Source organism: Sciscionella marina DSM 45152 (assembly GCF_000379465.1).
Classification (GTDB): domain Bacteria; phylum Actinomycetota; class Actinomycetes; order Mycobacteriales; family Pseudonocardiaceae; genus Sciscionella; species Sciscionella marina.
Genome location: NZ_KB905436.1, coordinates 145,164 through 164,583 on the forward strand (window position 1 = coordinate 145,164; position 19,420 = coordinate 164,583).

Sequence of the window (19,420 nt, forward strand, 5' to 3'; positions counted from 1 at the left end):
GGAGCTCCCAGTGACGCGTGAGATCGAGGGATCGGTGTCCTCCGGCGACATTCAAGCGGTGAGCAGGGTCGGCCAGATCCTCGGCCTGTTCTCCGTCGAGAACCCCACCACCACGGTCGCCGAGGCCGCCGAACAGCTCGGCCTCAACCGCAGTACCACGCACCGCTACTTCACCTCCCTGGTCACCGCCGGACTGCTCGAACGCACAACGGAACCCTCGAGTTTCGAACCGGGCGGCCTGCTGCTCCAGCTCGGCGCGGCGGCGCTGGCCAGGCGGCGGGTGCTGGACATCGCGCCGCCGTTCCTGCGCAAGCTCTGCCAGTCCACCCACCTGACCACGGTGATCAGCCTGTGGGGCTCGTCCGGGCCGGTGGTGTCCCGCACCGAGGAGGACAACACCCGATCGGTGCTGGTGACCGTGCGGGTGGGAACCCAACTGGGCCTGCGCTCGGCACAGGCGAAGATCTTCCTCACCCACCTGCCCGATCAGCTCCGGGTCGAGCGCCTGCTCGGCACGCTCTCCAGCGCCGAACGCGAGGAACTGGACACGGATCTGGAAGAGGTCCGGCGCACCGGCGTCGCGAGCGATCACCTCGCGGACTCCGGGATCACCGCACTGGCCACCGGCGTGTTCGACGAGTACGGCGTCTGCGCCACGATCGCCCTGGTCGGTACCGTGCGCACGCTTCCGCTGGACGAGGCCACGGCCATCCGGGAGGAGCTGATCCGCACGGCGGGCCAGATCACCGAACGGATGGGCGGCACCGATCCGGTACCCGCTAGGACGGGGTGACCTGCTGATCCCGCGGCGCCCCGTGGTGCCGGGGGCGCAGCAGCCCGCTGCCGAGCGGGGTCACCGTGTGCCGCACCGCGGTACCCGTGCGCTGGGTGCTCAGCAGCCCGGCCGCACGGAGAATGCCCGCGTGATAACTGGCCGAAGCCGGGGAAACCGCGCACTGCCTGGCGAGTTCGGTCGTGGTGCAGCCGGGCCCGACGGCCATGAGCACCCTGGCACGGGTGGCGCCGAGCAGCGGGGTCAGCGCGGCGAGCCCGTCCTCGGAACCGGCCGCGGGCGCGCTCATCCGGGTCTGGGTGCGCACGATGGGGTACACGAGCACCGGGCTCAGCGTGTGATCGGCGAGGGTCGTCGGGCTGCCGTGACAGAAGAACGAGGGCACCAACCGCAATCCCCGGCCGTTGAGGTGCAGATCGCCGGACACGTGCGAACCGCGCAGTTCGAGGACCGGAGCCCGCCAGGTCAGCGCGGAGTGCAGGGTGCGCAGCATTCCGCTGGTGCCGTCCCTGGCCATGTCCCGCACGGTGATCTCGCGGTCCTGGCGGATCTCGGCCTCGATCTGCGCCCAGTACGGCTCCAGCGCGGTGCGATAGTACCCGGCCAGGATGCGGATGAGCTCGGCGAGCGCGGCCCGGCAGCTGCTGGCCAGGAGTTCGGCCCACGCGGGCAAGGGGCGCTGCCTCGCGAGCAACCGCAGATCGGCCCGCACCCGCGATGGCGGGGTGCACAGTACGGCTTCCAGTCCCGCGGAGAGCCCCTTGCTGTCGTGCTCCGGGGTGAGGAAATCCGCCGAATACCCCTTCGGCGGTGCGAGGGCGAACAACCGCCGCACTTCCGGCACCCGCGGTACCTGGGAGCGCCAGTGCCGGAACAGGGCCTCCTCACCGGTGCCCTGCAGTACGTGCAGGCTGAGCAACAGCTCCCACATCGGATCGGGCGCGGAAGCGATGGTGAGCCGGGCCAGATCGTCGGTAGTGAAGTGAATGCGCAGCGTCATCTTCGCAGACGAGTCCTCTCGGCTAAGGGCCGTTTCTCTTGTTTTTGAGAGGCAGTGCCGCCGATTCTAGCCGCCGGAACCGGCCCGGTGGTGCTGTTTTCCCCAAGCTGTGTGAACCGAACGGCACCAGCTTTTCGAGCGAGATGGAAAAGCTTGGCAGCGACGCTCCGGATGCCGACCATCGGTGCTCGTTCGATTCATTTCCCGGATTCAGCGTAAGGAGTTTTCCATGACCGCTGCTCTCGAAACCCCGTCGGCACCTCGGCTGGACACCGAGCTCGATCATTTCGATCTCGATGCCCGCATCGTGCTCAATCCGGACGAGCTCCGCCCGGTCAACCTGAGCACGGACACGCATCTGACCCAGTGCACGAGCTGCCCGACGATCTGTTGACGATCGGCTGACTCTGCTATCCGCGGTCATTTCTCCCGCCGTGTCCGCACGGTGGGAGAAATGACCGGCCGCCTCGATCGGGATTGGTGGAGATGTCCCTTTTTTCGGCCGGGAACACGATGTATCTGCGGGCCTCCGCGCTCCCGCGGGACCGAGCGGCCGGGCTCGTGCGCGTCCCCGATCCGGCCGAGGGGGACGAACCCGCCGCACTGACCGCGATCCTGCGCGAGAACACGGCCGATCCGGTGGTGCGGGAAGCACTCGAGGTGTCCAGCGATTCGCTCGCCGCGGTGCTGCGCCGGGTGGACGACGGCGAGCCGGTGGGGATCGGGCAACTCCGCCGCGCCACCTTCGCTGCCTGCCGCTATCTGCTGCGGATGACCGGAAGACCGACCCCGTTCGGGCTGCTGGCCGGGGTCGCGATCGGGCACTTCGCCGAACACGCCCGGGTCACCGGCACACCGGAGCACGGCAAACGGGTGCGCCCGGATGGTGAATGGCTCGGCACTCTGCTCGGTGACCTGGAAACCCGTCCCGAGGTGCTTCGTCACTTGCGGGTGTGCGTGAACGATCTCTGCTACGAGCGCGGCGGCCGGTTCGTACTCCCGTACACACCGATGGACAAGACGGCCGATTCCCGGACGAGCGAGAAATCGGTGCGCGCGACTCCCCCGGTACGGATCGCCATGGCCGCCGCACGGGAACCGATCATGGCGGGCGAGCTCACCGAACGCATCCGGGCCGCCTATCCGAACACCGGCACCGCGCGCATCGCAGCGTTGCTGGCCGAGCTGGTCGCGCACGGGCTGCTGTGCACCGAACTGCCACCGCCACCCTATGAGACCGACCCGCTGACCCACGCGGTCACCGTGCTCGACCGGACACCGGCACCGGAAGCGGCGGGACTGCGCACCCTGGGGAAGCTGTTCGCGGAGTTCGCCGAGGCCCCGCCCGGTGCTGGGCGTGCGGCCTGCGCGGCGGCCCGGACCGCGGCACGGGAACTGCGCCCGGAAAGCACCGCCCCGCCGATGCAGGTGGATCTGCGCCTGGCCACCGAAATCGCGCTCCCGCACGGAATCGCGCGCGAGGCGGAGGCCGCGGCAACCGCGTTGCTCCGGATCTCACCGGCGGACGGGGTCCCCGGATATCTGGCCGAGTACCACGCGCATTTCCTGGACAGGTACGGAATCGGGGCGATCGTTCCGGTGACCGAAGTGCTCGATCCGGAACGCGGAATCGGCCCACCCGCGGGATATGTGCTCCCCGCGGAAAGCCGCCGGCGCCCGCCCGTTCCGGAGCCGGACACCGCGCGCGAGGAGCGGATCGGTGAGCTGGTTTTCCAGGCACTGCGCGGAGACGACCGGATCCTGCTGGACGCGGACACGATCACCGCGCTCGAACCGGACGGTCCGCCCGCCCCACTCCCGGCGACCGTCGAACTGGCCTTCGGCCTGCATGCCGAATCCACCGCGGCGCTCGACCGCGGCGATTTCCTGCTGCTGTTCGCCCCGGCCATGGGGCAGCACGCCGGGGCGATGCTCGGCCGGTTCGCCTACCTGTTCGAGGACGGAGCAGAACAGCTCGCCACGGTGCTGGCGGCCGAGTCCCGGGATTCGGCGACCGTGCAGCTCGCCTTCCAGCCCGCGGGTGGCCGGCTATCGAACGTGACCAGGGTGCCCGCCGTGCTGGACCGGACCCTGACCATCGGCGGGTTCGCCGAGCGTGCCGCGGAATCCGTGCTCGGCCTGGACGAGATCGGAATCGTCGCCGAACCGGATGGGCTGCGCGTGGTGTCCCTGCGCGATCGGCGCCGGCTCACCGCGCTCACCCCGCACATGCTCGATCCGCGCAAGCGCGCCCCGAACGCGGCGCGGCTGCTCGGCGATATCAGCGCGGCAGCCACTCGCACCCTGCGGGCCTGGGACTGGGGTGCGCTGCAGTGCCTGCCACACCTGCCCCGCGTGCAGCACGGGCGCACGGTGCTGGCGCCCGCGAGCTGGCGCCCACCCGCGCGGCTCGTCGACGCGGTCCGGGAATCCGCGGACTGGGGACGCGAACTGGACCGCTGGCGCGAACGGGCGGGCGTTCCGGAACATGTGCACGCCAAGCTCGCCGATCACAGCCTGCCGCTGGACCTGCGGGCTCCGCTGCATCGCCGGTTGTTCGCCGATGAACTGCGCCGCAAACCGGATCTCGTGGTCAGCGAGCCGATCGGGGACGGCGACTCCCCGTTCGGCTGGCTCGGCGGACACGCCAACGAAATCGTGATCCCGCTCGCGGCGAACACTCCGGAACCGGTCACCCACGGTGGGCCGTGGACCCCGGCCAGTCCGCGTTCGGTCCGGGCACCCGGCGGAGACTGGCTCTATGCCAAGGTCTACAGCGGGCGGGCCAAGCACAACGAAATCCTCGCCGAACACCTCCCCCGGTTACTGGACTCCGTTCCGTCCACAGTGGACCGTTGGTTTTTCGTCCGGTACACCGATCCGGAGGATCACTTGCGTATCCGCATGCACGGCGAGCCCGCATCCCTGAACCAGGATCTGTTGCCCGCACTGCATTCCTGGATGGCCGAGCTCCGTGCCGCCGGGCTGGCCCGGGTACTGGTGCTGGACACCTACGAACCGGAGATCGACCGCTACGGCGGCCCCGGAACGCTGGACGTGGCCGAGCACGTCTTCTGCGCGGACAGCAGAGCGGTGCTGGGGCTGCTTCGGTTGCCGGACGCCGAGGCCTGTCCGGACATCGTGCTCGGCGCCGTCGGTTTCGCCGATCTGCTGCGCTGCCTGGACTCGCGATGGGTGCACTGGTACGACGAGATCCCGATCGAGCACTACGACGGGATGTCCGCGCATGTGCGGCAGGCGGTGCAGCTGACCGAGGCCGTGCTGAACCGGGACGCGGGCGAGCCGGGTACGAGGATGGGGCAGGCTTTGGCGGGGCGCCGCCCGGTGTTCGCGCGGTACGGGGAACGCCTGCGCGCCGCGGAGCAGGACGAGCCACATTTCCGGGCCACGGTCAACAGCCTGCTGCACATGCACCACAATCGGCTGCTCGGCGGCGATCGGCAGACGGAGAACCGGGTGCACGCGGTGGCGAGCCGGATCGCCGCGCACTATCGGGGCCGGGCCGCGGCGGCGCGCTCGTGACCGGGAGCCTGGATTCGGTGCTCGGGACGCTTTCCGAACGGCTCGCGGAACCCGCGATCGCGCCGGGGCCGGAGCGTTCGCTGCTGGAACGCGAGGGCGGGCTCGCGCTGCTCTACGCCGAACTCGGCAGGCACGAACCGGAGTTCCGGGCCCTCGCGCACCGCCACCTCGCCGCCGCCAACCGATCCCTGTCCGCCGCTTCCCCGCACACCCTCTTCGACGGCATTCCCGCGCTGGCCTTCGCCGCCTGCTGCGCGGCCCAGCACGAGGAGGAATACACCGCACTGCTCGATGGACTGGACAGCTCGGTCTTCGCGATCGTGCGGGCCCGGCTGGACGAGGAGCGCCGTCGCCTGGACGCCCGGGAAACCGTCCGCACCGTGCGCGCCTTCGATCTCGTCTCCGGACTCACCGGGCTCGGGAGTTATCTGTTCCGCCGCCGCACCGGGGAAGCGGAGTCCCTGCTGCGCGAGATCCTGGCCTCGCTCGTCCGGCTGGTTCGCCCCATCCGGCGCGATGGCGTCACGTTGCCGGGCTGGTGGGCCGAACAGGGCCCGGTCATCGGGCAGGAACATGGCGGCGGGCACGTGAATCTCGGTATGGCGCACGGGATCGGCGGGCCGCTCGCCCTGCTGGCCGGCACCTGGACGGCGGGAATCCGGGTACCCGAACAGGATGCGGCGATGGCGCGGATCGTCGCGTTCCTCACCGAGTGGTCCGATATGGACGGACCGGCCCGATTTTGGCCGCCGACCCTGACCTTGGACGGCGAGCGGCTCACCGCGAGCCCGCGCAGCCGGGAATCCTGGTGTTACGGCAGGCCGGGAATCGCCAGGGCCATCCAGCTCGCCGGGCTCGCTCTGCACCGCATCGACTGGCTCGTCCTCGTCCGCGGGGCCGTGCGGGACCTGGCCACCCTGCCCGATTTCCGCTGGGAGGTTCGCGATACCGGGCTGTGCCACGGCTGGGCCGGTCTGCTGCATGTGCTCGGGCGGATTCAGGCCGACGACCCCGAATGCGGGCTCGGCGCGGTGCTCGATCGGATCGCCGGACGTGTCTTCTCCGAATTCGACCCTCGTCTGCCGTTCGGCTACCGGCAACACTCCCGGCCGGGCGCCCCGCCCACCGACGAACCCGGTTTCCTCACCGGGGCCGCCGGTATCGCGCTCGCCATGCACGCCTATTGCGCGGCCGACCCGAAACCCGCGAGCGGCTGGGATTCCGTGCTGCTCGTGGGCTGAGGTCTTGCCGGTATTCCACGGGACTCGAAAGGCTGTTGTCCGGATCCGATTCCACCCTATGCTCGGTAAACCTTCACAAAAGAGGAATTCGGTTCTCAAAAAGAATGAAGCGTTCTGTCGGGGTGGCCGCCTGCGCCGCCGCCCTGCCGGCCGGACTTTCCGGACCGGCACTGGCCGCGAGCGCCCCGGCCACACCACGGGTGACCGACTGCAATGGGGAATGGCGCCCGGTCAACGACATCATCGGGGAATGGACCTCCCCGTGGTTCGGTTCCACACCGAGCGTGGAAGGGCCGCGCAGCATCCGGTTCCGGGCGCTTTCCGGGCAGGTCATGACCCACGATGTGCCCGCACCGGGTGGCTGCCGCGCGGAGAACGCGAAGTTCGCGACCGCCGCGCAGTACAACATCAAGTCCTGCCTCACCGAAATCGCCTGCGCGGAAACCGGCTGGCAGAACTATCCGGGAAATGTTCCCGACTATGATCACCGCTGGCCCAACAAGGTCGTCGGCTGGGACCCGAACGCGAACATGTGGATCGCCTTCGCGGACCTGTGAGGCACGCGGGCGGGAAGGCCGCCTCCCGCCCGCTCACCGTCTCGGGACGGCGGGATAGGGCACGAAGGTGCTGGTGTTCTCGTCCACGGTGAGCTGGTTGCCGATGGTGGGGAACGCGCGCTGCGGGCAGGCGGGCCGGTCGCACACCTTGCAGCCCATGCCGATCGGGGTCGCGGCGGCGGGATCGTCGAGATCGAGCCCGGTCGAGTACACCAGCCTGCGCGCGTACCGCAGTTCGCAGCCGAGCCCGACGCTGAACGTCTTGCCGGGGCTGCCGTGGCCGCCGATATTGCGGGACACGGTGCGCGCGATCCAGAAGTAGCGTTTCCCGTCCGGGAGCGCGGCGATCTGGGTGATGATCCGGCCGGGTGAGCTGAACGCCTGGTATATGTCCCACAGCGGGCAGGCCCCGCCGACCCGGGAAAAGTGGAAACCGGTCGCGGACTGGCGTTTGGACATGTTGCCCGCCCGGTCCACCCGCACGAAAGAGAACGGGATGCCACGTTCCTTGGGCCGTTGCAGGGTGGAAAGCCGGTGGCAGACCGTCTCGAAACCGACTCCGAAATAGTCGCAGAGCCGTTCGATGTCGTAGCGGTATTCCTCGGCTTTCTCCAGCACCGTGCGATAGGGCAGGATCAGCGCGCCCGCGAAGTAGTTCGCCAGCCCCACCCGGGCGAGGGAACGCGCAGCCGGGCCGGAGAACGCCCAGGAATCCGCGAGCTCATTGATCAGTTCGTCGTACTCGAGCAGCGCGATCTGGGCGGCCATCCGGAAGGCGCGCTGGCCGATCCGCAGGCTGGAGGCCAGGCGCAGCGTCTTGCCGTCCGGCTCGTACCGGTGCTGTTCCCCATCGTCCGCCTCGACGGTCACCGTATGCACCCGGATGCCGTAGTGCTCGCGCAGCAGATCCTCCAGCATGCGGTGGGTCTCGCCGGGACGCAGGGACAGCGTGCCCGCCATCCGTTCGGCCCGCCGGTCGAGTTCACCGATGTAGTTCTCCCGCTCGTAGAAGAAATCCCGCACCTCCTCGTGCGGTAGCGCGGACCCGGCCGAACTGCCGTGCGTTCCGGTGCCGTTCTCACTGACCAGGGCCGCGGTGTTCTCCACGGCGTTGCGGTAACCGCGGTGCAGCCGGACCAGGGCCCGGGCGATGTTCGGCATATTGCCCGCCAGCTCCTTGAGTTCGGCGCTGCTCGGCTGCACCCCGACGGCCTCGTCGAGCAGCGCCTCGCGAACATCGGCCACCAGTCGCGTGGTGTCCTCGCTGGCGAAGAACTCGGTGTCCACCCCGAAGGTCTGCGTGATGCGCAACAGCACCGGAACCGTCAGCGGGCGGGAGTTGTGCTCGATCTGGTTCAGATAGCTCGGCGAGATCTCCAGCAGCCGCGCCAGCTCGGCCTGACTGATCCGGCGTGCCTCGCGCAGGTGGCGGAGCTTGGCCCCGGCGTAGGTCTTGTCCACCGTGTCCTCCTGCTGGTCCGTTTCCGCGAAGTCTAGCAAAGTTCACCTTCGCAAGATTTGCAAAACCGGGCGAGAAGATTCGCACATGTTGGCGAATTGGAGCTATAGCAGCGAATCGTGCGCGCTGCCATGCTCGGAGACACGCAACCGGCAGTAACAGAATTCGCAAGGAGTGGACATGAGCGAACGCGGCAATGAACTCGCCGAGCAGTGGCGCACCGATCCCCGGTGGCAGGGTGTCGAACGCTCCTACACCGGCGAGGACGTGCTCAAGCTACGCGGCAGCCTGGTCGAGGAGCACACCCTGGCCCGGGTCGGCGCGGAGAAGCTGTGGCGGCTGCTACAGGACAACGACTACATCCACGCGCTGGGCGCGCTGACCGGGAACCAGGCGGTGCAACAGGTTCGCGCCGGGCTCAAGGCCATCTACCTTTCCGGCTGGCAGGTCGCCGCGGACGCGAACCTCGCCGGGCAGACCTACCCCGACCAGAGCCTGTACCCGGCGAACTCGGTACCCGCCGTGGTGCGCCGGATCAACAACGCGCTCGGGCGCGCCGACCAGATCGCGCATGCCGAGGGCGACACCGATATCGACTGGTACGCCCCGATCGTCGCCGATGCCGAGGCGGGATTCGGCGGACCGCTCAACGCCTTCGAACTGATGAAGGGCATGATCGCGGCCGGGGCCGCCGGGGTGCACTGGGAAGACCAGCTCGCCTCGGAGAAGAAGTGCGGGCACCTCGGCGGCAAGGTGCTCATCCCGACCAAGCAGCACGAGCGTACGCTCAACGCGGCCCGGCTCGCCTCCGATGTGCTCAATGTGCCCTCGCTGATCATCGCGCGCACCGATGCCCAGGCCGCGACCCTGCTCACCAGCGATGTGGACGAGCGGGACCGTAAATTCCTCACCGGGGAGCGCACCTCCGAGGGGTTCCACAAGGTGCGCAATGGGATCGAGCCGTGCATCGAGCGCGGGCTCGCCTACGCGCAGTACGCGGACCTGCTGTGGATGGAGACCTCGGAACCCGACCTGGAGGTGGCCCGCCGCTTCGCCGAGGGAATCAAGGCCAAGTACCCGGACCAGCTGCTCGCCTACAACTGCTCCCCCTCGTTCAACTGGCGCAAACACCTGGACGACGCCACGATCGCGAAGTTCCAGCGCGAACTCGGGCACATGGGCTACAAGTTCCAGTTCATCACGCTTGCCGGGTTCCACGCGCTGAACCACTCCATGTTCGACCTCGCAAAGGGCTACGCGGCCGAGGGCATGCCCGCCTATGTGGACCTGCAGCAGCGCGAGTTCGCCGATGAGGAGCGTGGGTACACCGCGACCAAACACCAGCGCGAGGTGGGCACCGGCTGGTTCGACCTGGTGGCCACCGCGCTCAATCCGGAGAGCACCACCACCGCGCTCGCCGGTTCCACCGAGACCGCACAGTTCTAGGGGAGGTGCACCATGCCGAGCACACTCGCGGGCAGTATCACGGTCAACGGCCCGAGCGGTGAGCGGTTCGACGAGATCCTGACCCCGGCCGCGCTGGAGTTCGTGGCGAAACTGGACAATGCCTTCGCCGCCCGCCGCTGCGAACTGCTCGATGAACGCAGGCAGGCGCGGGAAAAGCTCGCCGCGGGCAAGCGATCACTGCGATTCCCGCCGGAGACCGCGCGGATCCGGGAGGACCCGGACTGGCAGGTGGCCGCCGCGCCGCACGATCTCACCGATCGCCGGGTGGAGATCACCGGCCCGCCCGAACAGAAGATGACGGTCAACGCGCTCAATTCCGGGGCGCGTGTCTGGCTGGCCGATTTCGAGGACGCCACCTCGCCGACCTGGGCCAATATCATCGGCGGGCAACGCAATCTCTACGACGCCATCCGGCGCGATCTCAGTTTCGTCAGCGACAGCGGGAAGCACTACGAGCTCGGCGCCGACCCGGCGGTCATCGTGCCCCGGCCACGTGGCTGGCACCTCGTGGACAAACACATCCGGATCGACGGGCGCCCGATTTCGGCGAGCCTGCTCGATTTCGGGCTGTACTTCTTTCACAACGTGCGCCGGCTCATCGCCACCGGCAGCGGGCCGTACTTCTACCTGCCGAAGCTGGAGAATCGGCACGAGGCGCGGCTGTGGAACGAGGTGTTCACCATGGCCCAGGACGAGCTCGGCATCCCGCGGGGAACCATCCGGGCCACCGTCCTGATCGAGACGATCACCGCGGCCTTCGAGATGGAGGAGATCCTCTACGAACTGCGCGAGCACGTCTGCGGGCTGAACGCGGGCCGCTGGGACTACATTTTCAGCGTCATCAAGAATCTGGGCGCGCGCGGGGCCGACTATGTGCTCCCGGACCGCGCCCAGGTGACCATGACCGTGCCGTTCATGCGCGCCTACACCGAACTGCTGGTGCGCACCTGCCACCGGCGCGGGGCGCATGCGATCGGTGGCATGGCGGCGTTCATCCCGAGCAAGGACCCGGAGGCGAACGAGCGCGCGTTCGGGAAGGTCCGCCAGGACAAGCAGCGCGAGGCCGGGGACGGCTTCGACGGTTCCTGGGTCGCCCATCCGGGACTGGTGCCGGTGTGCCGTGAGGTGTTCGACGAAACCCTCGGCAGTGAACCGAATCAGCTCACCAGGCTGCGTGAGGATGTGCGGGTGCGGGAAACCGATCTGCTGGCCATCGCGGCCACCGCGGGAACCGTCACCGAACAGGGAGTGCGATCCAACATCGGCGTGGCACTGCGCTATCTCGATGCCTGGCTGCGCGGCACCGGGGCGGCGGCCATCTTCGATCTGATGGAGGACGCGGCCACCGCGGAGATCGCGCGCTGCCAGCTGTGGCAGTGGATCCGCAATAGCACCAAGCTCGAGGACGGCACCGTGCTGACCGAGCCCCTGGTGCGGGAGTGGCTGGCCGAGGAACTCGATGCGGTCGGCGCGGAACTGGGCGCGGGCAACCGGCTCACCGATGCGCGCGCCATCCTGGTGGAGACGGCGCTGCAGGAGAAGCTGCCGAGCTTTTTCACCACGGCCGCCTACGCCAACCACCTCACCGAGATCGGCTGAGCCGAGGCCGTGGCGGCACCGGAACCGGTGCCGCCACGGCTTTTCAGTCCAGCATCGAGGTACAGGTGAGGATCGTCCCGGTCGGTGCGGGGATCCAGATCGGTTTGTCCGTACGGACTTCGAGTACTTCCACCTCGCCGGTGATCTGTTCGCCGATGCGCACGGGTTTCTCGAACCGCCATTCCGCGCCGAGGAACACGGCCCCCGGTCCGGGCAGGTCCTGAGTGATCAGCCCGCTGATGCTGTACCGATGGATACCAGACCGACCTCCGGTCTCACTGGTGAGTCGCGGACAGCACCCCGCCGTGCACGACGGTGTGCCCGAATATCGACGCGGCAGCGGCCCGTTCATCGGGTGGTGGTCCACGCGGTCATGCGGTGCGCTCCTTCGGGATTCTGCGGTAGGCGAGCAGTGCGGCGATGGCGAACAGCGGGCCGATCGCGAGCACCAGCAGCGCGGCGCTCCACGAGGCGTGTTCGGCGAGCACCGGCACCAGGTAGATGGTGGCCGCGGTGGTGACGTAGCCGAGCGCGAGTTGGAGTGATACGGCGCTGCCGACATAGCGCGGGTCGGCGCTTTCGGTGACCATGGCGGAGAACTGGGCGGAATCGGCGATCACCCAGAATCCCCAGAACGCGCCGATGAGCACGACCAGCCAGCCCGGGAATCCGCCGCTGAACGCGAGCACGACCGCCGCCGATCCCGAACAGGCGAGGCTGAGCAGCGCCGAGGGCGCGCGGCCGAAGCGGTCGCTGATCCGCCCGCCGAGCAGGCAGCCGAGCGCGCCGACCCCGATGCAGGCGAACGCGGCCATCGCGGCACCGCGCGCGGAGATCCCGGGTAACCGGGAGAGGAAGGTGCCGATCCAGGCCCACATCGCGTACAGCTCCCACATGTGCCCCGCATAGCCGAGGTTCGCGAGCATCACCGGGCGGTGCCGGATCGCCCGGAACGCCGAGCGCAGCCGGAAGGTGGACACCGGGAACGGATAGGGTCCGGTGCCGCGCACGAACCGGACCAGTACACCACCCAGCGCGGTCAGCACCGAGGTGGCCACGATCACCACCTGCCAGCCGAGCCCGCCGGAGGCCTTGATCAGTTGCGGCGCCGCTGATCCGAGGGTCAGTGCCCCGATCATGATGCCCAGCGCCATCCCCCTTCCCTGACGGAACCAGGAAGACACCTCCTTGAGCGCGGGCGGGTAGACCGCGGCGAGGCAGGCTCCGGTGAGCGCGCGCAACACAAGGGCGAGGACGAAACCGGGGGACCACAACAGGATCAGGTTCGCCAGCGCCGCGCACAGGGCGCCCCAGCTCATCAGGCGCCGCCCGGGTACCGCGTCCGCGAGCCCGGTCCCGGCGAGCAGCAGCGCACCGAGCACGAAACCGAGCTGCACCGCGATGGTCAGCAGCGCGGATTCGCCGCTGCTCAGCTGCCAGAGCACCTGCAGCTGGGGCACCACGAAGGAAGCAGAGAACCACACGCTCATCGAGGCGAACGTGGCCAGGGCGATGAGGCACAGCGCGATCCGGGAACGCGGCACGCCTCAGCGCTCCCCGGAATCCGCGCGGAACCGGTTCGCCGCGCCGACCCGCCCCAGTGCGGCGATCGCCCGCTCCACCGAATCCAGCAGCGGCACCCCGTACCCGGCCGCGGTGGCGCGCAGTTCCCGCACCAGTTCCTCCTGCTCGGCACTGAAACTGCTGCGCAGCACCAGGACCAGGGGGACTTCGGCGCGTTCGGCCGCGCACAGCTGCTCGGTGAGCGCCCGGATCAGCGCGGCCGCCTCGGCACCGGCGTGGAGGTCGTACACCGTGCCGAGATCCAGATAGGCGCACAGGCAGTCGATCGCGGGATCCGCGGCGAGCGCGCGGGCCAGGGCACCGGTGAACGGACCGGTTTCGTCGTACAGCGACCAGATCGGAATGTCCACCGGATTACTCAGGCTGCTGCCCGGCGCCTCGTACCGGGCCAGGGCATCCGTGGTGGTCGCGGAAAGCGGGGCCACGGCCAGCCCGTGTTCACCCGCGGTGTCGGTACCCACCACCGCCACCCCGCCCCCGCTGCCGACCAGGCCCAAGCCGATCCCGGTCAGCGCGGGTGCGTACTGCGCAACGAGCAGGGTGTCCAGCAGCTCGTCCAGGTTCTCCACCAGGATCACCCCGGCGGCCGCCGCGGCATCGCGGAGCAGTTGCGGATCGCTGGCCAGCGCGCCGGTGTGCGAGGCGGCCGCTGCTCCCCCGGCCGTGCTGCGCCCGCCCTTGAACAGCACCACCGGAATGTCGATGCGTTCGGCGAGCGCGAAGAACCGGCCCGCGTCGCTGTCGTCCTCCAGGTAGAAGGCGGCCAGCGTGGTGCGCGGATCCGCGGCGCAGAATGCGAGCAGTTCCGCGGGAGACACGTCGTCGCAGTTGCCGACCGAGCTGACGAAACTGAACCGCAGCCCCAGTTCCTTACCGCGGCGCACCACATCCCCGGCGTAGGTGCCCGACTGGGAGACGAACGCGATCGAGCCCGTTTCGGTGCTGGAAGCGTTCGGGCCGATCATGGTCATGCGCGCATGCGGGCTGTAGTGCCCGATGCAGTTCGGGCCCAGCACGCGCAACCCGGTGTCCGCGACCGCCTCCGCGAGGTCACCGGTGTCCGCGGTGTAGACGTGCGCGGTCTTCGTGCCGATCGCGGCGAGTTCGCGCAGCGTTTCCGGTACGAGCGCGGCGGGCAACGCGAGCACCGCCCGGTCGATCCCACGGGGCAGTTCGGCGATCGAGGCGAACGCGGTGCGGCCGTGTACCTCACGCGCGGAGCGGCTGACCGGATACACCGGTCCGCGGAAACCGTGCTCGACAACGGTGCGCACGGCCCGGTTCCCCATCTTGGCCGGATCGGCGGAGGCACCGAGCACGGCGAGGCATTCCGGGTACACGGCCGGGCGCAGTTGTTCGTATGCCGTGGCGGGGTCGGGCAGCTGCCGCGCACCGGACCGTTCGCGTGCCACCGCCCGCGCGTCCACCGCCGTGATCCGCTCGGCCCCGATGACCACCGGGTTGAGGTCGATCTGGTCCACCGGCTCGGAAAGCAGCAAACCCCCGGGCCCGCCCACCCGCAGCAGCAGTTCGACCAGTTGCTCGTACCCGCGCGGGAACCGGTTGCGCAGCACGGCGCCGATCCGGGTGCGGTCGAGCAGCGCGGTAGCGGACCTGGTATCCAACGGGGCGAGGGCGAAGGCCACATCGCCGAGCGTCTCCACGTCCACTCCACCGGAGCCGGCCATCACCACCGGCCCGAATCCGGGTTCGTGCAGCGCACCGACGACCGCCTCCGGGCCGAGTTCGATCATCGGCTCCACGGTCACCCCGCGGACCACGACTCCCCTGGCACGCTGGGTTTCGAACAACCGCTGCACGACCGCTTCCGCCTCGGCGGGTGCCACATCCAGCAGCACCCCGCCCGCTTTGCTCTTGTGCACCACGGAATCGGCGAGCAGTTTGATCGCGAGCGGGCCGCCGATCCGGTTCCCGATCTCGCCCGCTTGCCGTGCGGTGGCGGCGAATTCGACCGGGTTCGCCGGAATACCGTAGCGGATCGCGAGCTCGCGGATCACGTCCTCGCGCAGCCGTTGCCCGGTCTGCGTCATGCCAGCACCTCACCGATGCGCTCGTGATGATCGGCGGGCACATCGGGATAGGCGGGCGGGCGGCGTTCCAGGAAAGAGTTCACACCCTCGGTGCCGTCCGGGAGTTCCCGTACCAGGGCGGCGAGCAGCGGTTCGGCCGCCCGTCCGGCATCGGCTCCGTGGCTCATGGTGTGCGAGAGCCCGGCCTTGACCGCGGCGACCACGGCGGGTGAAACCGCGGCGAGCGATTCGGCGAGCGCCAGTGCCCCCACGAACGCGTCCTCCTGGACGCGGCTGACGAATCCGTGCCGCAGGGCTTCCTCGGCACCGAAAGGTGCCGCGGTGGCCAGCCATTCGAACGCGACCGGATAACCCACCAGATCCAGCAGCCTGCTCAGCTGCCCGCCGACCGGGACAAGTCCGATCGCGGCGCCGACCGCGCAGAACCGCGCCCCCGGGCTCGCCACGCGCAGATCGCAGTTGAGCGCGAGGATGAACCCGGCAGCGTAAGCGGGACCGTCCACCGCGGCGATCACCGGAGTGTTGATCTCCGATGGCTTGCTGAACGCGGCATTGGCCACCGGATCCCCCGCGGTTTCCGGCTTTTCCAATACCTCCTGCAGATCGTGCCCGGAGGAGAAACAGCCCTGAGTGCCGGTCAGCACGATCGCCCGCACACCCGGATCGGTATCGGCGCGGTCGAGTTCGGCGAGCAGGGTGGGCGCCATCGCGGCGGCGAAAGCATTGCGTTTCGCGGGATTGTCGATGGTCAGGACGCGGACCGCGCCCTGATCGGTGACCCGGATTCCAGGGGACATCGCGAACTCCTTGTCAGCTAGCGGATTCGGGCTGTGACTTCGGGGTGAGAGGGGAAACGGCTACACGGGAGCGGACGGCACGGGCGAGCAGACTGCCGAGCACCACGACCACGAGATTGAGCAGCAGCGCGGAGATCGCGATGTAGATGGGGCTCTCCAGGAAGAACGGTTTCGCCGTCGAACCGCCGAACGGCGCACCTGCCCCGGTCTTGACCTCGTAGGCGGCCCAGGTGCCGTAGACCACGGCCACGATCAGCCCGGCCAGCAGCGCCTTGCGCTCGGCGAACTTCTTGGTGAACAGTCCGAACAGGACGGTCGGCAGTGTCTGCAGGATCCAGATTCCGCCGAGCAACTGGAAGTTCAGCGCGAACTTCGTGTCCAGGGTGAGCACGAAGACCAGGGCGCCGAGTTTCACCAGTACCGAGACGATCTTGGAGAGCAGCGTCTCGGACTTCGCGCTGACCGGTTTGCTGCGGAATTCGCGATACAGGTTGCGGCTGACCAGGTTTCCCGCGGCGATGGCCATGATCGCGGCCGGGACGAGCGCGCTCATTGCGATGGCGGCGAACGCGATCCCGACGAACCAGTGCGGGAAGATCTCGGCGAGCAGCTGCGGCACCGCGTACTGCGGATTGCCGTCCTTCGGTTTGATCCCGATCGCCAGCGCCATCATCCCGAGCAGCGCGACGAAACCGAGCAGCACGGTGTAGATTGGGAGCACGGACATGTTGCGCCGCACCGTTTTCGCGCCGCGCGAGGCGAACACCCCGGTGATCGCGTGCGGATAGAGGAAAAACGCCATCCCCGAACCGAGCGCGAGAGTGAGGTAGACGCTCGGTTCCACCGCGATGGCCGGATTTCCGCCCGTGCTCGCGGTCTTCGCGGAAAGGGCCTGTGCCCCGCTGTCGAAGATCGCGCCGAATCCGCCGAGTTTGATCGGAATGTAGATCACCGCGACGATCACGACCAGATAGGTGAGCCCGTCCTTGACGAACGCGATCAGCGCCGGGGCACGCAGCCCGGCCGAGTAGGTGTACGCGGCGAGCACCGCGAAGGCGATCAACAGCGGAAGATCGCGCAGCAGCCAGCTGTCCCCTGCGCTGCCGCCGAGACCGAGCGAGCCGAAGATGACCTCGAGCCCGACCAGTTGCAACGCCAGATAAGGCAGCGTGGCGAGCAGCCCGGTGATCGTGATGGCCAGGCTGAGCGCTTTCGAGCCGAAACGGTCGGTCACGAAGTCGGTGAGGGTGACGTATCCCTTGCGGTGCGCGAGCGCGACCAGTTTGGGCAGGAAGACGAAACCCAGCGCGTACAGCACGATCGCGTTCGGCACCGAGTAGAAACCGAAGGCACCCATGCTGTAGATCGCCGCGGGAACCGCGATGAGCGTGTAGGCACTGTACAGGTCCCCGCCGAGCAGGAACCAGGTGATGAACGGCCCGAAGGTGCGCCCGCCGAGCGCCCACTCGTCGAGTCGGTTCGCCTCCTTGGCTCTGCGCCACCGGCTCGCGATGAAGCCGAGCACGGTGATGAGCAGCAGCAGGCCGAGAAAAACCCCGAAGGTGGCCCAGTTGAACGTCACCGGTCCCCCTTGCCGTCGCGCTCCCCGCGGTACAGCATCCGGTAGACCAGGCTGGTGCACACCGCGGTGAGCGCCGCGGCGGCCATCTGGAACCAGTAGAAGAACGGAATCCCGCCCAGTTCCGGGCCGCTGCGCTGATACAGCGGCACGGCGAGCCCGAGCACGACCGGGAACAGGATCAGCGCCGCGCCGAGCAGCAGGCGCAACGTGCCGGGCGGGTGGGAAGGCGGGAGGTCAGGGGTATCGCCCATCGTGGACTCTCCTTTGAGTCGTGGTGGATGCGAGGTGCGCTCACGCTAAGCGCGATAGCCGGGTGACGTCATGCGAAGAACAGAAAGGCTTTCCCGCGGTTTTCGCGTTTCTTTCAAAATGCGAGCTACAGTTCGGCTCCCTCAGACCTGGGTGGTCGAGTCGAACAACCGGATGCCGAGCGAGAGCAACAACAGATCGTCGGTGGCCATGGGATCACGGCGAGTCAGCGCATGGATCCGGCGAAGCCGGTAGACCACGGTGTTCGGGTTCACCGAGAGTTCGGCTGCCGCTTTGGTGAGGCTGAACCCGCTGGAGACATAGGCGCGCAGCGTGGGAAGCAGATCGGAGCGTTTGCGCCGGTCGTATTCGAGCAGCGGGCGCACCGTCTCGCCGAGCAGCGCATCGGCGTTCCCCACCGAACGCAGGATCTGGTCCAGCAGTACATCGGCGAACCGCATAGCCCGCCCGCCGGGGCAACCGAGATCGGCTGCGGCGCGCGCCTCGGAATACGAGCGGCGCACCCCGGCGTGCCCATCGGCGGGGCAACCGACACCGATCGCCCAGTCCCGATCGGCTTCGAGAAGCCGATCGCACTCGGCCTCGATCCGTTTCCCGTCCTCCTCGGCTTCCAGTCCGCAGATGCACACCACCTCGGATTCCCTTGCCCCGACGAGGAAAGTCTTGCTCACCGGGGCGATCCGGTTACGCACCGCGCGAAGGGCGGCCTGGGCGCCGATCAGCGGATCCGCCCCGGAGGGCAACTGCACGACCACCACGAGCAGTCGTTCGCGCAGCGTCATCCGCAGCACCGCGTTCTGCCGCCGGGCGTGCTCGCTGACCGCCTCCCCGGTCAGCAAGGTTTCCAGCACATCGGTGCGCAGCGCGAGAGAATCCGCGGCGATCGTCGCGGATTCCCGGACATAGGCCTGAGTGACCGCGGTGGACACGTGATCGACGTGCACCATCATCGCGTCCGCGAGCTCGATGGAGACCGCGCGGCCGAGCTCGTCGGTGCCGCAGAACTCGTCCATGCTGCGCCACAGCCCGACTCCCCAGAGCCGGAAACTGCGCAGCAGCGAGGGAAGGCTGACGTGCTGGTGCACTCGGCGCGCGGCACTGCGGCGCAGGAGTTCCCGGGTATCGTCGGGTGCGGAGTGCCCGGCGGCCAGGGTGCGTACCGCGTGCTCGATGTTCTGCACGGCCGCCTCGGTGACATCCCGGTCCAGCACCGGTTCCGGAAGCTCGCGGTATTCGTCGATCACCGCACGGTATTCGGCGACCAGCCGCTCGGCGAGCTCGTGCCGCCTGGCGTGCAGCTTGTCCAGGACCATCGACCTGCGTTCCGAAGCTTCTTTGCCGCCAACGGTTTCCGGCACGGTAGGACCTCGCTTTCGTAGGAAACGAGAAAAACGGAAGGCCAGGTTATCCGTTTTTCTCATGACGTGCGCCGGTCGCTGCCTCTAGCGTTCCGGGACACCGGACCGAGACCGGACCG

General features: G+C 68.6%; 16 protein-coding genes. 7 read left to right on the forward strand and 9 right to left on the reverse strand.

The window, feature by feature from the left end:
* Positions 1 to 10: 10 nt before the first annotated feature.
* Positions 11 to 793 (forward strand): IclR family transcriptional regulator, encoded by a 783-nt coding sequence (locus A37U_RS0136695; RefSeq protein WP_020501647.1) that lies wholly within the window; start codon positions 11 to 13, stop codon positions 791 to 793.
* Here A37U_RS0136695 and A37U_RS0136700 read toward each other — a convergent pair.
* The gene (locus A37U_RS0136700; protein WP_020501648.1) at positions 780 to 1,793 is read right to left on the reverse strand and encodes an ArsR/SmtB family transcription factor; all 1,014 of its coding nucleotides are present in this window, start codon (positions 1,791 to 1,793) and stop codon (positions 780 to 782) included. The genes A37U_RS0136695 and A37U_RS0136700 overlap by 14 nt on opposite strands.
* Before the next feature lie 229 nt (positions 1,794 to 2,022).
* On the opposite strand from A37U_RS0136700, the gene A37U_RS52320 reads away from it, so the two are divergent.
* The 4 genes from A37U_RS52320 to A37U_RS0136720 all read left to right on the forward strand — a co-directional run bounded on the left by A37U_RS52320 (position 2,023) and on the right by A37U_RS0136720 (position 7,134).
* Positions 2,023 to 2,187 (forward strand): hypothetical protein, encoded by a 165-nt coding sequence (locus A37U_RS52320; protein WP_020501649.1) that lies wholly within the window; start codon positions 2,023 to 2,025, stop codon positions 2,185 to 2,187.
* 92 nt (positions 2,188 to 2,279) lie between these two features.
* The gene (locus A37U_RS0136710; protein WP_020501650.1) at positions 2,280 to 5,336 is read left to right on the forward strand and encodes a lantibiotic dehydratase; all 3,057 of its coding nucleotides are present in this window, start codon (positions 2,280 to 2,282) and stop codon (positions 5,334 to 5,336) included.
* Positions 5,333 to 6,577, forward strand: coding sequence for a lanthionine synthetase C family protein (locus tag A37U_RS47190; protein ID WP_051111831.1), 1,245 nt, complete (start codon positions 5,333 to 5,335; stop codon positions 6,575 to 6,577). The genes A37U_RS0136710 and A37U_RS47190 overlap by 4 nt, the downstream gene beginning before the upstream one ends.
* 104 nt (positions 6,578 to 6,681) lie before the next feature.
* Entirely contained in the window at positions 6,682 to 7,134 is a 453-nt protein-coding gene (locus A37U_RS0136720; RefSeq protein ID WP_020501652.1) for a hypothetical protein, read from the forward strand.
* Positions 7,135 to 7,167: 33 nt separating this feature from the next.
* Here the strand turns inward: A37U_RS0136720 and A37U_RS0136725 are convergent, their stop codons facing one another.
* Positions 7,168 to 8,595, reverse strand: coding sequence for a short-chain fatty acyl-CoA regulator family protein (locus A37U_RS0136725; protein WP_026197998.1), 1,428 nt, complete (start codon positions 8,593 to 8,595; stop codon positions 7,168 to 7,170).
* 178 nt (positions 8,596 to 8,773) lie between these two features.
* Between A37U_RS0136725 and aceA the strand changes: the two genes are divergently transcribed.
* Both aceA and aceB read left to right on the forward strand, forming a co-directional pair.
* On the forward strand, positions 8,774 to 10,039 hold the full coding sequence (gene aceA, locus A37U_RS0136730; protein ID WP_020501654.1) for an isocitrate lyase: 1,266 nt from the start codon (positions 8,774 to 8,776) through the stop codon (positions 10,037 to 10,039).
* A 12-nt stretch (positions 10,040 to 10,051) separates the two neighbouring features.
* Positions 10,052 to 11,659: a malate synthase A gene (aceB, locus tag A37U_RS0136735; RefSeq protein ID WP_020501655.1), complete on the forward strand. Its 1,608-nt coding sequence runs from the start codon at positions 10,052 to 10,054 to the stop codon at positions 11,657 to 11,659.
* A gap of 43 nt (positions 11,660 to 11,702) precedes the next feature.
* Here the strand turns inward: aceB and A37U_RS52325 are convergent, their stop codons facing one another.
* From A37U_RS52325 to A37U_RS0136770, 7 genes are all read right to left on the reverse strand, one after another.
* Entirely contained in the window at positions 11,703 to 12,011 is a 309-nt protein-coding gene (locus A37U_RS52325; RefSeq protein ID WP_157183266.1) for a hotdog family protein, read from the reverse strand.
* A gap of 19 nt (positions 12,012 to 12,030) precedes the next feature.
* A complete protein-coding gene (locus tag A37U_RS0136745) occupies positions 12,031 to 13,203 on the reverse strand; it encodes an MFS transporter (RefSeq protein ID WP_020501657.1) in 1,173 nt (390 codons plus the stop codon).
* Positions 13,204 to 13,206: 3 nt separating this feature from the next.
* Complete coding sequence (locus A37U_RS0136750) at positions 13,207 to 15,294, reverse strand: acetate--CoA ligase family protein (protein ID WP_020501658.1); 2,088 nt, start codon at positions 15,292 to 15,294, stop codon at positions 13,207 to 13,209.
* The gene (locus tag A37U_RS0136755; RefSeq protein ID WP_020501659.1) at positions 15,291 to 16,091 is read right to left on the reverse strand and encodes an enoyl-CoA hydratase/isomerase family protein; all 801 of its coding nucleotides are present in this window, start codon (positions 16,089 to 16,091) and stop codon (positions 15,291 to 15,293) included. Before A37U_RS0136755 ends, A37U_RS0136750 begins: the two co-directional genes overlap by 4 nt.
* A 13-nt stretch (positions 16,092 to 16,104) precedes the next feature.
* Positions 16,105 to 17,673: a monocarboxylate uptake permease MctP gene (mctP, locus tag A37U_RS0136760; protein ID WP_020501660.1), complete on the reverse strand. Its 1,569-nt coding sequence runs from the start codon at positions 17,671 to 17,673 to the stop codon at positions 16,105 to 16,107.
* On the reverse strand, positions 17,670 to 17,924 hold the full coding sequence (locus A37U_RS47200; RefSeq protein ID WP_020501661.1) for a DUF3311 domain-containing protein: 255 nt from the start codon (positions 17,922 to 17,924) through the stop codon (positions 17,670 to 17,672). The genes mctP and A37U_RS47200 overlap by 4 nt, the downstream gene beginning before the upstream one ends.
* Positions 17,925 to 18,065: 141 nt before the next feature.
* Complete coding sequence (locus tag A37U_RS0136770) at positions 18,066 to 19,301, reverse strand: PucR family transcriptional regulator (RefSeq protein WP_157183267.1); 1,236 nt, start codon at positions 19,299 to 19,301, stop codon at positions 18,066 to 18,068.
* Between the last annotated feature and the right edge of the window lie 119 nt (positions 19,302 to 19,420).

What these genes read in the sequence shown, in the direction of transcription:
- A37U_RS0136700 (WP_020501648.1), bottom strand. Translation starts at nt 1,793, where the DNA reads ATGACGCTGCGCATTCACTTCACTACCGACGATCTGGCCCGGCTCACC.
- A37U_RS52320 (WP_020501649.1), top strand. Translation starts at nt 2,023, where the DNA reads ATGACCGCTGCTCTCGAAACCCCGTCGGCACCTCGGCTGGACACCGAG.
- A37U_RS0136710 (WP_020501650.1), top strand. Translation starts at nt 2,280, where the DNA reads ATGTCCCTTTTTTCGGCCGGGAACACGATGTATCTGCGGGCCTCCGCG.
- A37U_RS0136720 (WP_020501652.1), top strand. Translation starts at nt 6,682, where the DNA reads ATGAAGCGTTCTGTCGGGGTGGCCGCCTGCGCCGCCGCCCTGCCGGCC.
- aceA (WP_020501654.1), top strand. Translation starts at nt 8,774, where the DNA reads ATGAGCGAACGCGGCAATGAACTCGCCGAGCAGTGGCGCACCGATCCC.
- aceB (WP_020501655.1), top strand. Translation starts at nt 10,052, where the DNA reads ATGCCGAGCACACTCGCGGGCAGTATCACGGTCAACGGCCCGAGCGGT.
- A37U_RS52325 (WP_157183266.1), bottom strand. Translation starts at nt 12,011, where the DNA reads ATGAACGGGCCGCTGCCGCGTCGATATTCGGGCACACCGTCGTGCACG.
- A37U_RS0136750 (WP_020501658.1), bottom strand. Translation starts at nt 15,294, where the DNA reads ATGACGCAGACCGGGCAACGGCTGCGCGAGGACGTGATCCGCGAGCTC.
- A37U_RS0136755 (WP_020501659.1), bottom strand. Translation starts at nt 16,091, where the DNA reads ATGTCCCCTGGAATCCGGGTCACCGATCAGGGCGCGGTCCGCGTCCTG.
- A37U_RS47200 (WP_020501661.1), bottom strand. Translation starts at nt 17,924, where the DNA reads ATGGGCGATACCCCTGACCTCCCGCCTTCCCACCCGCCCGGCACGTTG.